Annotated in this window: 13 protein-coding genes; 6 read left to right on the top strand and 7 right to left on the bottom strand. The window is 68.1% G+C overall.

Features of this window, described 5'->3' with window-relative positions:
• Window positions 1-11: 11 nt before the first annotated feature.
• From CGZ91_RS05405 to CGZ91_RS05395, 3 genes are read right to left on the bottom strand one after another with little or no spacing between them, the layout of a single operon-like run.
• Window positions 12-2,822, bottom strand: coding sequence for a UPF0182 family membrane protein (locus tag CGZ91_RS05405; protein WP_094453251.1), 2,811 nt, complete (start codon window positions 2,820-2,822; stop codon window positions 12-14).
• Between the two features lie 2 nt (window positions 2,823-2,824).
• A complete protein-coding gene (locus CGZ91_RS05400; RefSeq protein WP_229116448.1) occupies window positions 2,825-3,385 on the bottom strand; it encodes a PPA1309 family protein in 561 nt (186 codons plus the stop codon).
• Entirely contained in the window at window positions 3,378-4,436 is a 1,059-nt protein-coding gene (locus CGZ91_RS05395) for a YlbL family protein (protein WP_144276799.1), read from the bottom strand. The genes CGZ91_RS05400 and CGZ91_RS05395 overlap by 8 nt, the downstream gene beginning before the upstream one ends.
• A gap of 191 nt (window positions 4,437-4,627) precedes the next feature.
• Here CGZ91_RS05395 and CGZ91_RS05390 point away from each other — a divergent pair, with 191 nt between their 5' ends.
• From CGZ91_RS05390 to CGZ91_RS05380, 3 genes are all read left to right on the top strand, one after another.
• Complete coding sequence (locus CGZ91_RS05390; RefSeq protein WP_094453247.1) at window positions 4,628-6,016, top strand: zinc-dependent metalloprotease; 1,389 nt, start codon at window positions 4,628-4,630, stop codon at window positions 6,014-6,016.
• Window positions 6,017-6,361: 345 nt separating this feature from the next.
• Complete coding sequence (locus tag CGZ91_RS05385; protein WP_144276798.1) at window positions 6,362-7,087, top strand: hypothetical protein; 726 nt, start codon at window positions 6,362-6,364, stop codon at window positions 7,085-7,087.
• Between the two features lie 76 nt (window positions 7,088-7,163).
• Window positions 7,164-8,504: an ABC1 kinase family protein gene (locus tag CGZ91_RS05380; RefSeq protein ID WP_094453243.1), complete on the top strand. Its 1,341-nt coding sequence runs from the start codon at window positions 7,164-7,166 to the stop codon at window positions 8,502-8,504.
• A gap of 175 nt (window positions 8,505-8,679) precedes the next feature.
• On the opposite strand, the gene CGZ91_RS05375 is transcribed toward CGZ91_RS05380, so the two are convergent.
• The 3 genes from CGZ91_RS05375 to CGZ91_RS05365 form a co-directional block, all read right to left on the bottom strand.
• Window positions 8,680-9,021 (bottom strand): WhiB family transcriptional regulator, encoded by a 342-nt coding sequence (locus CGZ91_RS05375; RefSeq protein WP_094451213.1) that lies wholly within the window; start codon window positions 9,019-9,021, stop codon window positions 8,680-8,682.
• A 105-nt stretch (window positions 9,022-9,126) separates the two neighbouring features.
• Window positions 9,127-9,309, bottom strand: coding sequence for a hypothetical protein (locus tag CGZ91_RS05370; RefSeq protein WP_144276797.1), 183 nt, complete (start codon window positions 9,307-9,309; stop codon window positions 9,127-9,129).
• 161 nt (window positions 9,310-9,470) lie between these two features.
• Entirely contained in the window at window positions 9,471-11,540 is a 2,070-nt protein-coding gene (locus CGZ91_RS05365; protein ID WP_144276796.1) for an ATP-dependent DNA helicase UvrD2, read from the bottom strand.
• Window positions 11,541-11,648: 108 nt separating this feature from the next.
• On the opposite strand from CGZ91_RS05365, the gene CGZ91_RS05360 reads away from it, so the two are divergent.
• Genes CGZ91_RS05360 through recD form a run of 3 tightly spaced genes read left to right on the top strand, consistent with a single transcriptional unit; the run spans window position 11,649 to window position 20,157 of the window.
• Window positions 11,649-14,921, top strand: a complete 3,273-nt coding sequence (locus CGZ91_RS05360; protein WP_094453239.1) for an exodeoxyribonuclease V subunit gamma — start codon at window positions 11,649-11,651, stop codon at window positions 14,919-14,921.
• Window positions 14,918-18,256 carry a UvrD-helicase domain-containing protein gene (locus CGZ91_RS05355; protein ID WP_094453237.1) on the top strand — a complete coding sequence of 1,113 codons (3,339 nt, stop codon included), beginning with the start codon at window positions 14,918-14,920 and terminating at the stop codon, window positions 18,254-18,256. Before CGZ91_RS05360 ends, CGZ91_RS05355 begins: the two co-directional genes overlap by 4 nt.
• Window positions 18,253-20,157 carry an exodeoxyribonuclease V subunit alpha gene (recD, locus tag CGZ91_RS05350; protein WP_094453235.1) on the top strand — a complete coding sequence of 635 codons (1,905 nt, stop codon included), beginning with the start codon at window positions 18,253-18,255 and terminating at the stop codon, window positions 20,155-20,157. The genes CGZ91_RS05355 and recD overlap by 4 nt, the downstream gene beginning before the upstream one ends.
• Before the next feature lie 15 nt (window positions 20,158-20,172).
• On the opposite strand, the gene nudC is transcribed toward recD, so the two are convergent.
• Window positions 20,173-21,081, bottom strand: a complete 909-nt coding sequence (nudC, locus tag CGZ91_RS05345; RefSeq protein WP_229116447.1) for an NAD(+) diphosphatase — start codon at window positions 21,079-21,081, stop codon at window positions 20,173-20,175.
• Between the last annotated feature and the right edge of the window lies 1 nt (window position 21,082).

Below are 21,082 nucleotides of genomic sequence, written 5' to 3'. Positions count from 1 at the left end.
GGCGACTCGGCTCAGCCCCGACCCAGTGCCGCCAGGGCACGTTCGGTGGCTTCGCGGGCCTCCGCCATCTTCTGCTGATAGCCGGCCAGATCGCCCTGACGCAGCAACTCGTCGGCCTCCTCAAAGGCCCGTTCAGCTTCTTCCAGAGCCTGCACCGCTGCCGGGTTGTCTGCCGGTCCGGTCGGCGTCGAGCCGCCCGGAGACGGGTCGGTGTTGACCCCCGCGTCGCCCGCGAAGACCTGGTCCAGCGCCGTCTCGAGGTCCTCGCCGATGCCGATGCGTTCGCCGAAGCTGGCCACCACGAACTGCAGGACCGGATAGCCGTCCTCGGTGGCCTGCCTCGTGTAGACCGGCTGGACGTGCAAGAGCCCACCGCCCACTGGCAGCGTCAGCAGGTTGCCGGTCACGACCTCAGCAGAGTCGTTGTTGCGGAATGGTCGCAGCGCATTGGCGACGCCTTCATTGGTCTCGATGTTGTTCTGCACCTGACCCACTCCCGGCACCGGCGAGTTCGGTGGCATCCGCAGCACCACCAGTTGGCCGTAGTCCGGCGAGGTCGCATCAGCCACCACCGTCATGTACGCAGCCATGTTGGGCCGATCACGCGGCACCAACGTCGCGGTCAACCGATACTGCACATCGGACTCTTCGGGCATCTGGACCTGCATGTAGTAGGCAGGCTCCTTGTTGTTGCCCGACACCGGGTCCATCGGGACCTGCCACACGTTGGAGCCCTCGATCCACTGGCCCGGATCGGTCACGTGATAGCGCGAGAGCACCTCACGCTGCATCTTGAACATGTCCTCGGGGTAGCGGACATGGTTGAGCAGGTCCTCGGGAATCTCGCTGCGATCCAGCACCGCCTCGGGATAGGCCTTGCGCCAGGTCTGCAGCACCGGGTCTTCCTCATCCCAGGCGTACAGCGAAACCGTGCCGTCATAGGCGTCGACGACAGCCTTGACCGAGTTACGCATGTAGTTGACCCGATCCGAGATCAACTGACCGGTCGAGATGCCCGGACGCTGCGAGTCAGCGGTGCCCTGCTGGAGTGAATAGAGCTGGGAGTTCGGGTAGGACGAGGAGGTGGTGTAACCGTCCACGATCCACTTGATCCGGCCGTCCACGATCGCCGGGAAGGCGTTGGTGTCCAAGCGCAGCCACGGCGCCACCGACTGGATCCGCTGCTGCGGGGTCCGGTTGTAGAGGATCTTGGATTCGTCGGTGACCCGCTCCGACAGCAACAGGTTGATGTCGGCGAAACGGACCGCATAGAGCAGCTGGCTCATCGGATCGCCGATCGGTACGCCGCCCTCGCCACGGTAGGTGTAGGTCCGGTCAGCGCCACCACCGGAACCGGGCGTGTCGAGCTCCCAGGGCTCGGTGCCCTCCGGCGCGCCCACGACCGCGTAGTCGGTCATCGACTCACCGAAGTAGATCCGCGGCTCGTGCTCGCTCAACTCCCCCACCGGCGGAATGTCACGCATGATCCAGTCCGGCTGGCCCGAGGGCTGGACCCGGTTGCCGTAGGCAGCCACCAGGCCGAAGCCGTGGGTGTAGACGGTGTGACGGCTGTTCCAGTTGGACTGGTCGACGCCAGCGGGGTTGATCTCCCGGGCTGCCAGCACCACGTCATTCTCCTGGCCGTCCAGGTCGTAGCGACCCACGTCGAGCAGGTTCGGGAAGCCGTAGTAGTCACGGACCCGCTGGGTCCGGTCGAAGGTCGCCCCGATCCGCGCCGGGTCCAGCAGCCGGATCCCGCGCAGCGATTCGTCGGCTCCGCTCAGCTGACCGGGCTCGGCGGTGACGGTCGCGTCGTAGTCGACCATCGTGACATCGTTGACGTCGAAAGCCTCCCGGGTTGCTTCAATGTGGCGTTGCACATAGGGCCGCTCGACATCGTTTCGGTTCGGCTCCACGGTGAAGCCCTGCACGATCGCCGGATAGATCATGCCGATCACGACACCGGAGACCAGCATCAGCACCACCGCAGCGAGCGGAACACCCCACCGCCGCACGATCGGTGAGACGAAGAACAGAACCGCACAGAGCACCGCAATGACCGACAGCACCAGTCGGGCGACGAGCCGCGCGTTGACGTCGGTGTACCCCAGGCCGGTGAACATCTGGTTGTCCTGGATCGCCATCCCATAACGGTCCAGCCAGCCGCTGGCGGCGTACGCCAGCAGCCCCAGTCCGACCAGCACCGCGATCTGGATCTGGGCGGGTCGGCGTACCGTCGTGCTGGTGCCCTTGAACGAGATCGCGCCGACCGCGTAGTGCACGACAACCGCGAAGACAATCGCGAAACCGATGGCGGTGGTGAGGAAACCGGCAAGGAACCGCCACCACTGCAGTTCGAAGACGAAGAAGCCGATGTCGATGCCGAATTCGGGATCCACCTCGCCGAACGGGGTGGAGTGCCGCCACGACAGGTAGGTCATCCACTGCGCCACACCTGAAGTGCCGGCGACCAGTCCGGTGATGAGGCTGGGCGCGATCATGGCCACCCAGAAGCGACGCTCCAGCAACTGCCGGTAGCGTTCCAGGATCGCACTGCGGGTCAGGCTGGACCGGATCTTGGGGCGCAGCCGGAAGGCCAGTGCGGCGCTGCCGACCACCATCCCGATGCCGATCAGCGCAAAGACCACGAACAACCCGATCTGGGTCCACAGCTGGGTCGAATAGACCTGCCCGAAGCCGACCGAAGCGAACCACAGCTTGTTGGTCCACACCCCGGTGAACAGCAGGAATGCCACCACCAGGACGGCGACCCCGGCCAGGATCGGAACCAGCAAGGGGCGCCTGCCCCGGATGCCTTGCATACTCACGCGTCGTCCTCCAAGGTCGCGGCCAGCAGGTCTGGCAGGCCGGGGACCAGTTCAGCTGCCCCCAACAGGTCATCTGGATGGGACTTCAGCCTCGCCACCCCGTGGCGTCCGCCGGTGCGGGTGACCCCGACCACGGCTCGGATCTCCTGGGCGCGCGGGTCGTTGGCCACCTGCTCGGCGGCGGTGGCGGGATCGTCGGACAGCTCTGCCGCGTGGGTCGAGCTGAGGAAGGCCCGTTCCAGGCTCAACACACAGCCGTGCACGGTGGCGGGGAAGCTGATCCGCGAGAGTGCCTCCCAAGGCCGGTCGTCGCGCGCTCCTGGCCAGGGGTCCTGCTCGACCGGGGTCAGCGCGCCGGGCTGCGGTTCGGTCGCGGCGGACACGCCCAGATGCTCGGCAAGGTGGGGCTCGGCGGCGATCAACTCGGCCGTCGGCACCAGCGCAAACAGCCGGGCCGGCTGGCCCCAACCTGCCGATCCGACATGGCGCTCTACCTCCATCAGGGCCGCCACCAGGGCGTCATCCATCCCGGAGCTGGTGTGGGTGTCCTCATTCACAGCGTGGTACCTCGGAGATACGGTTCGGATCCTTCAACGCCTCCAGGGCACGGATGGCATCCAGCAGGCTACCGACGCGGACCAACTCCATGTCGGTCTCGACGCCGGCGACGTCGGCACAGTTGGCGGCCGGGACCAAGAATATGGTGGCGCCGGCTTCCTCGGCACCGGCAATCTTCTCCTGGATGCCGCCGATTGGGCCGACCTGACCGCCGTCGGAGATGGTGCCAGTGCCCGCCACGATCCTCCGGTCGATCAGCTCGCCGGGCGTGATCCGGTCATAGATACCGAGCGAGAAGATCAGGCCGGCACTGGGACCACCGATACGGGGATCAATGCCGAAATTGACCCGCCCGGGCCGAAGGTAGCCGATGTCGACGCTGACGCCCACCACCGGACGCCGAGGATCGTCATTGGCGGCGCCGGTGGGCACCGGCACCTCGATCAGTTCATTGTTCTGGCTGGGGCGGCGTACCGCGAACAACACGGTGTCGCCCACCGCACGCGACTGCACCAACTCGATGACCTGTTCGGCGCTACTGACCGGCTGGTTGTCCACCGACTCGATCAGGTCACCGGGCTGCAGCCGGCCGTCCGCAGGACCGGCGACGGTGACCGACCGCACCCGCGGCAGACGCTGCAGGTCCATCCCGGCGGCCAGGAAGGCCGCCACAGTCGCATCCTCCTTGGAGGTGTCCATCTGCAACTGGGCTTGCTGCTCTGCCTGTTCGGCGGACTGTCCCGGCGGATAGACGTATTCGCGCGGCAGCACGTCGCGACTGGGCAACCAGAAGGCCAACATGGCTTCGGGCAACCCCAACCAGGCATCGGCGCGGGTCCGCGACACCGTCGTCATCCGCAACTCGCCGGTGGTCGGGTAGGTCTCGACGCCTTCAATGGCAAGCCGATCGGTGCCGTCATCCGCGCCGAACACGTCAACTGTGGAGCCCGGCGTCCACGTCACGAAGGGAATCGGCGCAAACGCCACTGTCGCCACCAACACCAGGAACATCGCTGCGGACGTGATCGCCGTCCAGGTCTGACGGGTCACCGGGACCACCCCGCGCGGCCTGGCCGTCGTCCCTGTGATGCCATGCGCGGCATGCTACCTGAGGTCGCCGACGCTTCTGGCCGATCGCCGGTGGGCTGTGCCCGTGGGCTTGGACCAATGCGGTTGAATGGGGAGCCCAAAGGGCGGCGGAACTGCCGCCGCGTCGACCCAAGACGGAGAGTTGCAGACAGATGGCTGAAGACAACCCCGGCTCCGGCCCTCAGGAGAACCCGGAGCTGCCGCCCCAGCTGATTGAACTCCTCCGTCAGCTCGGCCTCACCAGCCCCGACGGTCAGGTCGACATGAACCAGATGATGTCCCAGCTGGGGCAGGTCATGGGCCAGATGTCGAACCAGATGCGCAGCGCCGTCGGCGACGCCGGCGAGTCCGGCACCAACTGGCCACTCGCGAAGGAAACCGCACGGCGATTCACCGCCCAGCAGGGTCCCGACCCGTCGGTGGACCATCAGCAACGCCGCGAACTGCTCGACGCCGTTGACCTGGTGCAAACCTGGATCGATGAGGCGACAACCTTCCCGGCACCGGCCTCGCTGACGGCTCAGGTGTGGAGCCGCGCCGAATGGGTCGAAAAGACCATGCCGCGCTGGCAGGAGATCGTCACCCCGGTCGCCACCTCACTGTCGCAGGCACTCGGCAGTCTGATGAATGAGGCCGAGGACGACCCGATGGCCGCAATGCTCGCCCCGATGATGCGGGCTGTCGGCGCTTCGATGTACGCCACCCAGCTCGGTCAGGCGTTGGGCACGCTGTCGACCCACGTGGTCAGCGGCACCGACGTCGGCATCCCGTTGACCAAGCCCGACGAGGTGGCGCTGTTGCCGGTCAACGTGGAGAAGTTCGGCGAGGGACTCAGCCTGGAGCAGCGCGACGTCACCCTGTATCTGGTGCTGCGTGAGCTGGTCCGGCACCGGTTGTTTGCTTCGGTGCCGTGGCTCAGCGGACAGCTGAGCGCGATGATCGAGCACTTTGCCCGCGAGATCCGCATCGATCCCCGTGCCATCGAGGACGCGATGGAGGAGATGGACCCGACGTCCATGGATGCCGCCAAACTCGACGACCTCGGCCAGAACATGGCCGGCCGGCTGTTCAAGCCCGAACGCACCCCCGAGCAGGAAGAGATCGTGGCCCGACTCGAGGTGCTGCTGGCACTGATCGAGGGCTGGGTCGACGACGTGGTGGCGCAGATCACCGAACGATGGATGCCTCACGCTCAACCGTTGGCCGAGGCGGTTCGCCGACGCCGCGCCACCAGCGGCCCAACAGAGGAGACCTTCAAGGTCGTGGTCGGCCTGGAGCTGCGGCCCCGTCGGGTGCGCGATGCCGCGGCCCTGTGGGGAGCGCTGCGGTCCCGGTCCGGCGCCGAGGAACGCGACGGGATCTGGCGCCATCCCGACATGCTGCCCACCGCCAGCGATCTGGACGATCCGATGGGTTACACGCCCCACGCCCCGGACCAGCCCTCAGCCTCCGATGACATGGATGCCGAACTGGCTCGGCTGCTGGGTGAGTCAGGTGCCGGCGACGATCCCCACCAGGACGGGTCCGACCAATCTGAGTGAGCGGCTGAATGCACACGGCGTACACAGGCAATCCACACACTTGTCCACAGGCCGTGGACGGATTGCGGAAAGTTTGACTTGACGCCCGCAAACGCAGCCCAATAGCGTTGGCGCAACGGTCCTCGAGACCCACAGGCAGGGGAAGGCCTGAGGGGCTCGAGGACCGTGCTGCATCTCCTCCCCCATCTAGCTCTGACCAGCCCGGTCTTTCCCTGACCAGCCCGCACTGTTCCCTGACCAGCCCGCACTGTTCCCGACCAGCCCGGTGTTGTCCGAACTGGCTGGGTGTTGTCCGCTCCCCTGATCCGCTGGCAACCGTGGTGGCGGTCGCACCAGACTCAGGGCATGACGACTCTTGTCCCCGGAGCAGCTGCCTCACCGCGGCCGGCCGCCACCGCGGCACTCCATGATGCTGCGCGACCGGCTGCTTCGACGGCACCGCCCCTGGTGACCGTGTGGTGCGGCGGTGGCGTGGAGGTGGTGCCGACCAGCTTCGTCGGCGAGCTGATCCAGCGGCTGCGAGTGGAAGGGCTGCCGGTGGAGGTGCGGGCCGATCACCTCCCGATGCTGCCCCGGCCACGGCGGATCCGCCGACACGTGGGGCGACTGGAAACCGTGACCGGGGCGTACCCGACCGGCGATCTCATCATCGTCATTTCGGGCACCTTGGAGCCCGACCGTGGCCTACTGGCGGACTTGGCCGAGCCCGGTGCGCCGATGCTGCTGGTCACACCTCTGTCGGCTGCTGGGCGCCCAGGGGTCCGGGTCGGGCCGCTGGTGACCGCGAACGCCGCCTGCGTACGCTGCGTCGACCTGCAGCGGACCAGAGTTGATCCGGACTGGCCGATGAACCTGATGAACCTGACCAGAAGCACCGGCAAGGTGACCGATCCGGTGGTCGCCGACTGGGCTGTGAGCACCGTCGTCTGCCAGGTGCATGCCTGGTGGCAGTCCGGATCCGCAGACACCGTTGGACACAGCCTCGAGTTGTACGCCCATGAATTCCGGCTCCGGTCCGAGGTGTGGCGACGTCAAGCCGGCTGCGGCTGCGGGGAGGCGGTGACGGCCTGAGATTCTCCACGGGAAATCGCCGTGCCACACGCCAGCCTGACGGCGTTGGGTTGGTCGGCGCGGCAGACTGGAGCGCATGAGTTCCGACGAGTCTGACAACGGCCAGGACCGGACCGGCGGTTTGTCGACCGGCGCCTGGCAGCGCAACTCGCGGTTGCTGAAGCTTCCGCTCGGGGCAGCCGCCCGGCGTACGGCCGGTTGGCGGGAACGGCTCACCGGCAGTTCCGCCGAAGAGGTCAAGCAACGCCAGCACGACCGGGCCGCCGAGCAATTGTTTGCGGTGCTCGGCGAGCTCAAGGGTGGCGCCATGAAGATTGGCCAGATGTTCAGCATGTTCGAAACCGTGCTGCCCGACGACATCGCTGAGCCCTACCGGATCCAGCTGGCCAAGCTGCAGGCCTCCGCGCCCCCGATGCCGCTGACTCGGGTGCTGACCGTCCTCAACCGCGAACTCGGGGCCGACTGGCGTGACCTGCTCACGGACTTCTCCCCCACCCCGGCCGCAGCTGCCTCCATCGGTCAGGTTCATCGGGCAACCTGGCGGGCCACCGGCCAACCGGTGGCGGTGAAGGTGCAGTATCCGGGCGCCGATCAGGCGCTCACCACCGACCTCAGGCAGCTGGAGCGGATGGCGCAGGCGATGGGGTCGCTCACTGGCGGCATCGACATCGTGCCGGTGGTCCGTGAGTTCGCGGCCCGCACCAGTGAAGAGGTCGACTACGATCTCGAGGCGGCGAGCCAGCAGCAGGCAGCCGATGCCTTCCACGGTGATCCCGACTTCGTGGTGCCGCGGGTGCTGGCGCACAGCAGCCGAGTGATGGTCAGCGAATGGATCGAAGGACAACCGCTGTCCACCGTCGCGAACCTGCCCGAGGAGGAACGCAACCGGATTGCGCTGCAGTATGTTCGATTTCTGTTTGCGGGGCCGGCGCGGTCCGGGTTGCTGCATGGCGACCCGCATCCGGGCAACTTCTTGGTGTTGCCCGACGGGCGACTCGGCATCATCGACTTCGGGCTGGTGAACCGGCTGCCCCAAGGGTTGCCCTACCCGATGGGCGAGCTGCTGCGTCACGCCAGTCGCGGCGAGGCCACCGAGATGTTGGCCGGCCTGCGTCGGGAGGGCTTCATCGCCCAGCCGGTCGGCGCCGAGGAACTGCTGGACTACCTCTCCCCCTTCATCGAACCTGCCCAGGTGCCGACCTTCCACTTCACCCGCGACTGGATGCGCGAGCAGTTCCTGCGGGTCCAGCGGGCCACCAAGGGCGACGGCATCACCACCAAGCTGAACCTGCCGCCCTCCTACGTACTGATCCACCGGGTGTGGCTCGGCGGGGTGGCCGTGCTGAGCCAGCTCGACGTGCGGGCGCCGTTCAGCAGTGTGCTGGACCAATACCTGCCGGGGTGGAGCGAGGACTGATCGCAGCCACACGGCAGCGGGGCCCGCAACGACGGATGTCGTTGCGGGCCCCGTGAGGTCTGGCGGAGGCGTACGCCTCACATCCAGCCTCGATGCTGATACAGGAACTCAACCATGCGATATCGCTCCAGCGCGGGACGAGTCCCGAGCCGGAAGAGTCGCTGCAGCCACTTGATCATGCTGCCTCCTCTCGACAGGCAGCAGGCGCCTGCGTTGCCGCAGGGGCCTGGGTCGGACGTTCATCGGGAAGCGGGTGCTTCCGGGGGCGCCCACGGGGGCGCTTGCGGGCCACGACGATGCCGTTGACGAACAGCTCACCGCCCCAGACGCCGTGGGGCTCCTTGCGCTCGAGCGCAGCCTCGAGGCACTGCACCCGGATCGGGCAGTCAGCGCAGACAAGCTTGGCTTGCTCGATCACCTGGGGTGATTCCGCAAAGAAGATCTCGGGGTCGGCGACCTGGCAGGGCAGTTCGGCTGGCCCGGTGGTCACGAGCAGGTCGAACAGTGGCGCGGTCATGGGTTTTTCTCCTGGCCTGATGGTGTTTCGGAGGATCCGGGCCCGGAAAACAATGAGGGCCGTGGATCCATTTGGATCCACGGCCCCGGATGAGGTCTCAGCCTGTCAGGCTGAACTACTCCGAGGCGGTGTCACCAAGGGATGGGCGACGTAAAAATCGACAGTGGTGGCGTCGAACTGGGCGTTCTTGTCTCGCGTGGAGACCTGGAGGCACGCGTCGACGCGATGGATCGGGTTGGCGGCATTGGCCAAGCCGATGGGCTCCGCGAAGGTGATGTTGTTGATCATGATGCGTACCTCCTTCCAATCGAGATGTCTGCGGACCTGAGTCCGGTCGCCGTGCAGCAACGGGTTCCACACTAAGCGGGTGGTGGTGAGGGCTGCAACCTATTTAATGAGAAAGATTGGCGCCGTTCTTGATGGACGTTCTCGGGCGGGGCGGCATTGGCTCAGGAGTCGGCCGAGATGGTGCCGTGGCTGTCGATGAGCCGCAGCATGTCCGCGCCATACTTGTCGACCTTCGCCCGGCCCAGTCCCGGCAGCCGTAGCAGGCCCGCAGCATCCCGCGGCCGGTCCTGCGCGACCGCCACCAAGGTGGCGTCGGTGAAGATGCAGAAGGCCGGCAGGCTGGCGGCCTTGGCAGTTTCCTTGCGCCATTCCCGCAGGCGTTCCAGCAGTGCCACATCGAGATCCTCCACGCAGCCGAAGTGGCGTCCGATCTTGCGTTCGGCGCCGGTGTCCAGCGACCCCTGACAGCTCTCACACTTGGCAGCAGCGATGCTTCCGCGTCGGGCCGGTTTGGCGGCGGTTCGGCTCGGTTGGCCGCCCTGAAACTGCTCCGGCAGGATCGGGGCCAGGAAGCGTGACGGACGCACGGCGCGGCCGCGGGCAGCCGACCAGCTGATGCGCAGGTGCTTCTTGGCTCGGGTGATGCCGACGTACAGCAACCGCCGCTCCTCAGCGATCTCGTCATCGCCAGTGGCCATGACGAAAGGTACGCCGCCCTCGTGGATCCCCAGCAGCGCCACCGCTTCCCATTCCAGGCCCTTGGCCTGGTGCAACGTGGAGACGGTGACGGCGTCGCTGGTGGGGACCTCCATCAACTCGGCCCGCCGCTGGAACTCCGCGACCACCTGGGGCAGCAAGACACCTGGCTGCTGTTCCTCCATGTCCTCAGCCACGCTCAGCAGCGCGTTCCACGATTCCCAGCGCTCCCGCACCGCACCTTGGCCGCTCGGCGCTTCGGGAGTCCAGCCGATGCTGGCCAACGCCGACCGGGTGCCCTCCAGACCCAGCACCGCGCCGTCCTGCCGCACGGCCTGGTTCAGTACGCCCAGTGCCCGCCGCACCTCACCCCGTTCGTAGAACCGTTCGGCGCCCTTCACCTGATAGGGAATGCCTCGCTCCCCCAGCGCTTCCTCCACTGCCGGCGACTGGGCGTTGATGCGAAACAGCACCGCCATCTCCGAATACGGCGTGCCCTGCTCGTGCAGGTGTTCCAGCCAGGTCGCGATCTGGGTGGCTTCCTCGGCCTCCCGACTGCAGGAGACGAAAACCGGATCCGGGCCAGAGGGCTGTTGCGCTGTCAATTCCAAGCCGCCCAACCGGGTCGGCAACACCTTGTTGGCGGCTTGGACCACCTGCGGGCTGGACCGGTAGTCGCGGTGGAGTCGAATGGTCCGATCGGGGTGCTGGCGGGCCAGGGCCAACAGATGGTCGGCCCGGGCGCCCGCAAAGGAATGGATGGTCTGCCCGGGGTCGCCGACAACACACAACTCCTGGCTGTCCCCCAGCCACAGGTTCAACAGAGTCTGCTGCAACGGGGAGACGTCCTGGAACTCGTCGACGGTGAGATGGCGGTAGGTCGAACGAACTTCCTCGGCGACCGCCGGGTCCTCGTCGAGCAGGGCCGCGGTGCACAGCAGGATGTCATCGAAGTCGATCACGCCCCGCTCGATCTTGACGTCCTCGTAGGCCTCCAACACCCGGCCAACCACCTCAGGTCGCAGCTCATTGACCGACCGTCCGGCTTCGGCGGCGCGTTTCGCGTACGCCTCGGGCGTCACGTTGGAGACCTTCGCCCACCCCACCTCCTGGACCAAGTCGCGGATCCGGGCCGTGTCGTTGCCGACGCGGAGTCGGTTCGCCGCCTCGGCCACCATCCCGAACCGGTTGTCGGCGACCGGCGGCAGCTGGACGCCGCGACTGCGCGGCCAGAAGTACTGCGCCTGGCGCAAAGCGGCAGAATGGAAGGTGCGGGCCTGCACCTGTTCGACGCCGAGGCGGTGCAGCCGACCCCGCATCTCGCCGGCGGCCCGGGTGGTGAAGGTCAGCGCGAGGACACTGTTGGGCGGATAGGCGCCGATCGCGGTGCCGTAGGCAATCCGGTGGGTGATGGCACGGGTCTTGCCGGTGCCAGCACCGGCCAACACGACGACCGGGCCGGTCACCGTACGCGCGACCTCTCGCTGCTCGGGGTCGAGGGCGGCGAGGATCTTCTCAGGGTCGGTGTGAGGCACGGTTTCACCCTAGGCGCTGCCACCGACACCATCAGAAAGGCCCGCCCTCAGGGCGGACATTCGTCGCCGTCCCGTGTTTCTGTCGGAGCCCTCCCCTAGGGTGCAACCATGCCTGCTTCTTCCATCACACCGGCGCCCGTGCCGAGCGCCGCGCAGCCCCCTCGGACCGGCATCGCCGTACGCCATGTCCGCAGCCTGGCCGATGTGGTGGAGCCGATTGCGGACAGCCTCGCCGCGCCCCGCACTGATCCGTTCAGCAGCGACGTGCTGGTCACCCCGAGCAAGGGTGTGCAGCGGTGGCTGAGCCAGCAGTTGGCGCTGCGGCTGGGGACCAGCGGACCCGGCCACCACGACGGCATCTTCTCGCGGGTCGACGGTCTCGGCTTCGAGGGGCTGCGCCGCCGCCTGTTGCAGGTCCCGGATCCGGATCCGTGGAGCGTCGAGGCGATGAGTTGGCGCATCCTGGGCGTACTGGACAGGTTGCGGGAGGAGGACGGGTGGAGCGCGGTGCTGTGGCACCACATCCACGGGCCCGCCGGTGGCGGCGGCGCCGAGGACCGTCCCGGTCGCCGCGTCCATGTCGCCAAGCGCATCGCCCACATCTTCGCCCGGTACGCCCGCTGGCGGCCTGACATCCTGCGTGGCTGGTCCGGGGATCCGGAGGTCAGGCCGGTGACCGAGCCGGCCGGGACGGCGGGCTGGCAAGCGGAGCTGTGGCAACGGATCCGCCTCGACGTACCCGGGCCTGACCTGGTGGAACGCCATGCTCAAGCGATCGCTGACCTGGCCGAGCGGCCTGCCCCCGACCTGGCCAACCGCGTCATCATCGTTGCGCCGCGTGCCTTGGCCGACTCCGACATCGAGCTGATTCGCGCGGCACGCCACCACGAGGTCACGGTCTTCGTGGTGCATCCGGCTCTTCAGCCGGGCGCCGAGGAGCCGCATCCGCTGCTGACCCGTTGGGGGGATCAGCACCGCATCGCCTGGCAGCAGTGGTGCCCGGACGAGATGACGGACGCGGACCGGCCTGCCACCGCCGCTTCCAGCAGGGACTTCCCGCGCACCCTGCTCGGCGCGCTCCAGGCTGCCGTCGTCACCGGCCGGACCTGCCCGGACGTCGCCGTCGACGACTCGGTCGTCATCCATGGCAGTCATGACCCGGACCGTCAGGTCGAGGTGTTGCGCGACGTCCTGTGTGATGCGCTGGAGCGCAATCCCGATCTGCAGCCGCGCGACATCGTCGTGATCTGCACCGACCTGGACACCTACGCCCCGCACCTGCGTGCGGCGTTCGATCCCGGCACGATCCCGCTCCCGCTGGATCACCCGGCTCGTGGGATCCGACTCCGGATCGCCGACGAGGACCGGGGCGCAGTCAATCCGGTCCTGGACGTCCTGATGCGAGTGTTGCGGATGGTCCACCAGCGTGGCGAGTTGAGCGAGGTGCTCGGCCTCCTCGCCAGCACTCCGGTCGCGACGAAGTTCGGGATCAGCAACCAGGACCGACTGGTGGAGCTGGTCGACCAGGCCGGCATCCGATGGGGCATCACCGAACGCCAGCGCGAGGAACACGGCCTGAGTGTCCGCACGAACATGTGGCAGACCGGGCTGGACCGGATGGCCGTCGGCTTCGCGCTGCCTCAAACCGCGCAATCGCTCACCCTGGGCATGGCCTCCCCGCTGGAAACGGTGCGCAGCGAGGATCTCGACGACTGGGGACAGCTCACCGAATTCGTGGCTCGTCTGGCCACGTTTGTCGAATCAGCGCAGGGACCGCGGCCGTTGCAGGCCTGGGTCGAGCTGTGCCGCTCGATCATCACCGATCTCACCGTCACCGCCGGGGATCTGGCGTGGCAGACCGCCCACGCCCATGGCGTGCTTTCGCAGCTGAGCGACGAAGGCGGCCCCGCCGTCGGCGACAGCGGACCTCAGTTGAGCCTGCCTGACCTGATCCGACTGCTCGACGACGATCCGGCCCGCCGGGCACCACGAGCGGCGTACGGGGCGGGGCACCTGGTGGTCTGTGGCCCATCCGCGCTGCGCGGCATCCCGCACAAGGTGGTGTGCCTGCTCGGCCTGGATGAAGGCAGCTTCCCGAAGCGAGATCGCCCCGACGGCGACGACTTGCTGCAGCTTGATCCCCACCCCCATGATCCGAGCGCCGGAGCTGATGGCCGCGGGATGCTGCTCGACGCGCTGATGTCGGCCCAGGACCGCCTCCTCCTGGTGACGGCCACCCGGACCAGCAGCACCAACGAGCCGCGTCCCTTCGCGGTGCCGGTGATCGACCTGCGCGATGCCCTCACCGACCTGCTCGGCTCTGCCGCGGCGGCCACGATCACTCGGCATCGCCTGCGGGCCAGCAACCCGGAGAACTTCAGCACCGATGCCCGGCCGGCGAGCTTCGATCCACGGGCGGCACTCGTTGCTTCGCGCTCCTGGCTGCCTGCAGCAGCGCCGATCGCTCCCGCCGTCGGCGGCTTCTCCGACGACCTCATCGATGGGCGGCTGGCTTGGTCGGTCGCTGACGTCGTCAAGGCGCTGGCCGACCCGCCCGCGGAATACCTTCGTCATCAAGCTGCAGTGACACCGCGCCGGCAGGAGGATCCGCCCAGCGACGAGATCCCCTTGGACCTGGATGGGCTCCAGATGTGGAAGATCGGTGATGCCATGCTCACCGCGGTGTTGGCCGGCAGTTCGTTCGAGGAAGCGCGCCGTGCCGCATGGCTGGACGGCTCGCTGCCTCCGGGAGCATTGGGCAATGAAATTCTCAGCAAGATCACCGCGACGGTGTCAGACCTTCACGAGAGGGCAACGAAACCTCTCACTGAGCCGAGCGACCAGCACGAGATCGAGGTCTGGGGAGACTTCGGCGAACCGGTCGGCGGAGCGACCGGTTTCATCCTGACGGGCTCCGCTGTCAGCCACGGCGACGCCATCGTGGATGTCACCTACTCCAAGGGCAAGGCCAAGGCCTACCTCGATCTGGCCATCAGGGTGCTGGCCCTGGCCACAGCAGGCAACGCCCAGATCAAGGGGGGCCGGTTGATCGCGCAGAAGTACGGGATTCGCGTCACCGCCCCTGCCCCGGACCGAGCCCGGCAGATTCTTGCCGGCTTGGTCCGGCTGGCCTCCCGGGCACGGATCGAACCGCTACCGCTGCCACCCAGGACGAGCCTTCGCACCGCCAGGAACGAGAACCGCAACGCGGCCGAAGCGGCCTGGACCTACGAGAAGGACGGGTTTCAGAGTTGGTCGCTGCTGTACGGCACCACGGAGCCGTGGCGGGTCGGCCAGCCCTCCAGTTTCTCCGACTCGCCATTCATCGCCCTGGCCAGGGAACTGTGGCACCCCCTGCTCCCCCTCATGGAGGATCGATGACCAGCGCACCCGTGTTGCACCCGACGAGCTTCGATCTCGCAGGAGAGTTGCCGACCGGCACCACGGTGCTGGAGGCGAGCGCCGGCACCGGGAAGACGTATGCCATCGCCGCGCTGGCCACCAGGATCGTCGCCGAGGGCCGGGCGACGCTGCCGCAGATCATGATCGCGACCTTCTCCACGGCCGCCACCTCCGAACTGCGTGATCGGGTGCGCGCCCTCATGCGCGAGATGGAGCACCACCTTGCCGCCGATGGCCTGCCGGAAGCTCCATTGCCGCGGCTGCTGTGTGACGTCGATCCAGGTGAGCGCCAGCGCCGGCTGGACCGGCTCCGAGCGGCGCTGGCGTCCTTCGATCGGGCCACGATCGAGACCACCCATGGCTTCTGCTCGGGGATGCTGCGCGGGCTCGGCGTGTACGCCGACGCCGACCCCCAGTCCACGCTGGCGGCGGAGCTGACGGAGTTGGCCCGGGTCACGGCTGACGACCTCTTCCTCCAGAGATGGGGCAACTCCTCGGACCTGCCGGCTTTCACGGTGGCGACAGCGCGGCATCTTGCAGCCGAGGCAATCAAGGCTCGATCTGTGGCATTGGCCCCCGGCCAGCACCCGGTGCGGGAGGGGTTCGTCAATGCCGTCCGGTCCCGGGTGGAGTCGCGGCGTCGCCGGGCCGGCCTGCAGAGCTACGACGACCTGCTGCTTGACCTGCAGACCACTCTGGCGGCACCGACCATCGGGGAGGCCGCAGCGCAACGCATCGCCGATCGTTTCCCCGTCGTCCTGGTCGACGAATTCCAGGACACCGATCCGGTGCAGTGGGACATCCTTCGGACTGCCTTCCACGGCCGCAGCACGTTGGTACTGATCGGCGACCCGAAACAGGCCATCTACGCCTTCCGTGGCGCCGAGGTGAACTCCTATCTGGAAGCGACCCAGTTGCCTGGCGTACGCCACGCGACACTGGACACCAATTGGCGCAGCGATGCCGCGCTGGTGTCGGCGCTGGGCACCTTCCTCAACGGGGCGGACCTGGGTGACTCCCGCATCCGGGTACGCCACGTCCAGGCTGCCCAGCCGTCCTCCCGGCTGCAGCGTGGGGAAGCCGATGCCGCACCGGTCCGGCTGCGGGTCCATCGTCCGCTTGAGGGCAATTCATCAAGAAGAGCCGTCGACGCTGACGTGGTCGAGCAGATCCTCGGCCTGCTGTCCGGCCACACCCTCACTTCCGGCTCCGACGACTCCGCTCGCGAGCGACCCTTGGAGCCTCAAGACATCGCTGTGTTGGTGGGGAGCAACAAGCGCGCCACCGCGATCACGCGGTCCTTGACCGCCGCAGGGATCGCGGCCGTCCAATTCGGCGCCGACAGTCCGTTCACATCACCGGCCGCCGAGGACTGGCGGACGCTGATCGATGCGCTGGAGAATCCTCAGGCGAACGCGGTTCGGACGCTGGCGATGACGCCGTTCTTCGGCTGGCGTTGGCAGGACCTGGCCACCGCCGACGAGGCGGCGCTGGCGGAGCTGTCCAGCACCGTCCAGGAGTGGGCCGCCGCCCTGCACGGTTCCGGTATCGGAGGGCTGTGGCACGCCATCCAGCGCTTCCAGCCCCACCATGGGCCCTACGCCGAGCTCGTGCTGGAGCAACGCGTCGATCCTGACACCCGATGGTTCACCGATGCCCAACAGTTGGCGAGCGAGCTCATTGGCGGGGAAACCCACCATGCCAGCACCGCCGCCGAACTGCGAGACCGACTCGACCGCGGCAAACAGGTGGAGGATGGCATCAAGGCGCAGTTGTCCGACGACACACCCGGCGTGAACGTGATGACCATTCATCGCAGCAAGGGACTGGAGTTTCCGGTTGTGCTGTTGCCAGACCTGTGTGAGGGGTGGGGCTGGGACAAGGCCAAGGACACCAAGGTCGTCAAGGTTCATGTCGAAGGAACCCGCGTCATGGACCTGGGCGGCGGACAGCGCTCGGCGCAGTACCAAGCCCAGGCGCAGCAGGAGGATCACGGCGAGCGGCTGCGGAAGGCGTACGTGGCCCTCACCCGTGCCCGCAGCCAGGTCGTGCTGTGGTGGGCACAGACGGGGAACCTCGGTAGCTCTCCCCTCCACCGCCTGCTCACCCGCGAGCCGGATGGTCCCGTTCCCGTCCCGGCCGACGCCGCCGGGATCCCACCCGCTCGGCTGCAGCAGGCCCAAGCGTGGGCCGAGGTCAGCTCCGTCCCGCTCGGGCCGCCGGCGCCGACGTCGCTGGGCGGCTCCCACGAGCCCTCGGGCGAGCACCATGAGGTGCACGCCCGTCCGTTCACTCGCTGGATCGACCACACCTGGCGCCGCACCAGCTACAGCGGTCTGACCGCCGATGCTCACCACGACGTCCCGACGGTGGTTGATGCCCCGGTCGCAGAGCCCGGCTCCGGCGGCATGGACGAACCGGAGACCTCCGTCGCCGCCGGGCCGGACCTGCCGGCGCCGTGGTACGAGGCTTCGCCGATGGCCGAGCTGCCGGGCGGCACCGAGTTCGGCCTCATCGTCCACGAGATCTGCGAACATCTCGACCTGTCCGCCGCTGCCACCCCGACCGAGCAGGCCGATCTGATGACTGCGGCCGTGACTGCGCACCTGCACCGGCACCCGATCGCCGACCTCACCGCCGACGAGCTGGCTCCACCGCTGTTGCAGGTGATGCGGACGCCGCTCGGCCCCGTCGCCGAAGGTGTCAGTCTGGCCGAGGTGACCAGCCGTGACCGGTTGGCCGAGCTCGACTTCGAGATGCCGTTGGGTGGGCCCGACGGATCGACCCCAGCACCGGCGGCCACGTTGGCGGCCATCGCCGACCTGCTCCGCAGCGAACTCCCGGCCCAGGATCCGTTGGTTCACTACGCCGACGACCTGGCAACTCTGCCGGGCGCGGATGATGCCCTGCGCGGCTACCTGACAGGCTCGATCGACATCGTGCTGCGGACGCCGACCGGGCGGTTCGTGGTCGCCGACTACAAGACCAACCGTCTGGCCCCACCCGGGACCGACCTCACGTTCGCGCACTACACGATGTCGGCCATGGCCACGGCCATGCGGTCCTCCCACTATCCGTTGCAGGCCCTGCTCTACCAGGCCGCCCTGCACCGGTTCCTGCGCTGGCGGCTGCCCGACTATGACCCGGAGCGTCACCTGGGCGGGGTGCTCTATCTGTTCGTACGCGGCATGGCCGGGCCCGACACGCCGACCGCGGACGGACTCCCTGCCGGGGTGATGTCCTGGCAGCCGCCGGTGAGCATCGCTGTCGGCATCTCTGACCTGTTGGCCGCTCATCCCGGAGGTGCCGCATGAACCAGACCCGGCAACTGATCGCCCACGGCGCGACGGGCGCCCTGGCCGACTTCAACCGAGCCGGCGTGCTGTCCGTGGCCGACGTCCACCTGGCGACCCGGCTGGGCGTCCTCGGCAACGATCCCGATCCTGACGTGGCGCTGGCGATCGGACTGACGTCGCGCGCTTTGCGTGCCGGTTCGGTGTGCATCGACCTGAGCCGAATCCACGAGCGCTGGGACCTCGCCGATGACGAGGAGCAGTTGTTGGACCTGTCCGATCTGCCGTGGCCGCAGCCGGATCGGTGGCGTGACGCGGTGGCCGCGAGCCCGCTCGTGGCCACGGAGGATGACCCCAGCAAGCCACTACGACTCGACGGGCAGCTGCTGCACCTGCAGCGGTTCTGGCTGGATGAGGAGGCGATCCGACTGGAGCTGGCCCGACGCGCTGAGACGTCGCTGACACTGCCGCCCGACCTCGACCTACCAGCCCGGATCGCCGAACTCTTCGACGGCCGGGGCTTGGCTCCGGGAGAACCGGACCGTCAGGCCGAAGCGGCCGAACGCGCAGTCCGGTCCCACCTGACTGTGCTGGCAGGTGGCCCCGGCACCGGCAAGACGACGACCGTGGCTAGGATCCTGGCGTTGCTGACGCAACTTCCCTCCCCCGGCCCACGCTGGCGGATCGCGCTGGCGGCCCCAACCGGGAAGGCGGCCTCGCGGCTCCAGGAGTCGGTCGAGGAGGCTCGCGACCGGCTGCCCGCCTCAGTCCAGACCGGCCTGCCGGAGCTGTTGCCGGCCAAGACCATCCACCGGCTGTTGGGGAGCCGGTTCGACAGCTTCGTGCACGGGCCCGACAATCCGATTCCCCACGACATCGTCGTCGTCGACGAGACCTCGATGGTCAGCATCCCGCTGCTGGCACAGCTGTTGACATCCGTACGCCCCAGTGCCCGCCTGATCCTCATCGGCGACCCGGACCAACTCACCCCGGTCGGCGTCGGTGCGGTGCTGGCACACACCGTTGCCGCGTCGGCCCGACCCGAGAGTGCCGTCAGCGGCCGAGTGGTCACGCTGGAGCGGACCTGGCGCTTCGACGGCGCCATCGCTGCGCTGGCGCGGGCCGTCCAGAGCGGCGATGCGGACACGGCTGTGGCGGTGCTGAACGGCGCGGAAGCTCCACAGGCAGCCCCGGCCGGAGCTGAGTCCGCCGACCCGGCAACTGCCGTCGGCGGGACCGGGGTGCCGACCGCCCTGGCCAGCGAGTTGGGGGCGAGCCCCGGTCAGGGCGTCCACTGGCTTCTCGGCGACCCCCATGATCCCGACGCGGCAGAGTTGGCGCCGTTGCGCGCGGCGGTCCGCGGCCAAGCTGCCGAATTGGTGGCGGCCGCCCGGCTCGGCGACGCCGAACGGGCCCTGACGGCGCTCGGCTCGCACCGCTTGCTGTGTGCCCACCGCCGTGGCCCCTACGGGGTGGCGCAGTGGTCCCGGCACATCGAGGCGTGGATCGCGCCGTTGCTCGACCGTGGCGGGCGTCAGTGGTACGCCGGTCGCCCCGTGATGATGTCGGAGAACCGCGCCGATCTCGATCTCTACAACGGCGACACCGGCGTCACACTCGAGCAGGATGGTCAACTCCAGGTGGCGTTCTGGGTCAAGGGCCGGGTGCGGCTCTATTCCCCCCATCGTCTCGACGGCGCCGAGACGGTCTGGACGTCCACGGTTCACAAGGCCCAGGGCAGCCAGTTCGACCGGATCAGTGTCGTGCTGCCCCCGGCCTCGCCGCTGCTGACGCGGGAACTCTTCTACACCGCCATCACCCGCGCCAAGGAGGGAGTCATCTTGGCTGCCACGGCCGATGCGGTGCGTACGGCGGTGACCCGACCCACCGACCGCACCAGCGGCCTGGCTGACCGGCTCTAACAGCCGACTCCAGCCTCAGCTGGTGGCGGGCAATCGGCCGGCCAGCCAGCGGTGGATCAGCTCGTGTCCCAAGGAGGGAGCTCCGGGCAGGCTCATCCGGCCGTCGGCGACGGCCCGGTTGACCTCCTCGCGCGTGTAGAACGCGGCGTGGGTGATCTCCTCACCGTCGACCTCGACGTCCTGGCTGCGGGCTGTCGCGGTGAAACCGAGCATCAGCGAACGCGGGAACGGCCAAGGCTGCGAGGTCACGTAGCTGACGCGATCCAGACGTACGCCCGCCTCCTCGAAGACCTCGCGGAAGACGGCCTGCTCCAGTGACTCGCCGGCTTCGACGAAACCCGCCAGCAGGGAGTAGCGGTTGTTGTCCCAGGTGCCCTGGTGCCCCAACAGCAGCCGATCCTGCTCGTCGGTGATCGCGACGATGATGGCCGGGTCGGTACGCGGGAAGTCCAGCGCGCCGCACTCCTGACACAGCTGCGGGGCGCCACCCGACGTCGGCACCGTCGGCCCACCGCATTGGCGGCAGTGACGCTGCTGGTGCCAGGCGTGCAGGGCCACCGCCGCATTGGCGATGTCTCGCTCAACGTTGGACAGCTGCGGCAACAGGTCCCGCACCGGCAGCCCGGGCTCGGCGTCGCCGCGCAGGTCGAGCACGATGGTTCCCTCTCCGACCGTGCCGAGCACGACGTGTCGGACCGGATCGAACGGCTGCTCCGGCGTGCTGGTCACCAACCGCACCGGATCACCCTCGGCTGCCATCGCCGGCACCTCTCGCCCGCCCTGGTCAACCATCCGTACCTGCACCAGCTGCGCCCGCTCCCAGCCCGGTCCGTCGAAGCGGTGGTCCGGCAGTCGGACCAGCTCACTGGCGCGTACGGGTTGCTCGGCGGATCGGTCAGGACTGGGGACGTTCGGCGAAGTCACC

The organism is Parenemella sanctibonifatiensis (assembly GCF_002250565.1).
In the GTDB taxonomy this organism is placed as follows: domain Bacteria; phylum Actinomycetota; class Actinomycetes; order Propionibacteriales; family Propionibacteriaceae; genus Parenemella; species Parenemella sanctibonifatiensis.
The sequence above is the reverse complement of the archived record's forward strand: the minus strand, read 5'-3'. Positions and strand labels throughout refer to the sequence as shown.